A 566-nucleotide genomic window follows, 5' to 3' on the forward strand; every position below is an offset into this window, starting at 1 on the left:
GCGTAACTTGACCCAAAACACGGAAGATGCCCCGATCGAGTCCGGGCATGACGGCGTTGGCGCCGGTTCCAGGGCCTCAGAACGTCGTGCGGCTGCGGATCGCGGCGGCCAGCGTGCCGTCGTCGAGATAGTCGAGCTCGCCGCCGACCGGGACGCCATGGGCGAGCCGCGTGACCTTGACGTCGGTCTCGGCCAGCAGGTCGGTGACGTAATGCGCCGTGGTCTGGCCCTCGACGGTGGCGTTCACCGCCAGGATCACCTCGCGGACCTCGGCGTCGCGCGCGCGCTCCGCGAGCTTGCTGAGATTGAGGTCCTCCGGGCCGACTCCGTCGAGCGCCGACAGCACCCCGCCGAGCACATGGTAGCGCGCCGTCACCGCGCCCGAGCGCTCCAGCGCCCAGAGGTCCGAGACGTCCTCCACCACCACGATGGTCGAGGGGTCGCGGCGCGGGTCGCGGCAGATCGCGCAGGGGTCCTGGGTGTCGACATTGGCGCAGGTCGAGCACACCGCGACCCGTTCGCAGGCGATCCGCATGGCGTCCGCGAGCGGCTCGAGCAGCGCGTCG

General features: G+C 71.2%; 1 protein-coding gene. It reads right to left on the reverse strand.

The window, feature by feature from the left end:
* Positions 1-76: 76 nt before the first annotated feature.
* On the reverse strand, positions 77-566 hold a 490-nt coding region (gene recR / locus EK403_RS19315; RefSeq protein ID WP_245479801.1), incomplete at its 5' end, for a recombination mediator RecR.

The sequence above is a fragment of the Hansschlegelia zhihuaiae genome, from assembly GCF_004103825.1.
GTDB classification, from domain to species: domain Bacteria; phylum Pseudomonadota; class Alphaproteobacteria; order Rhizobiales; family Methylopilaceae; genus Methylopila; species Methylopila zhihuaiae.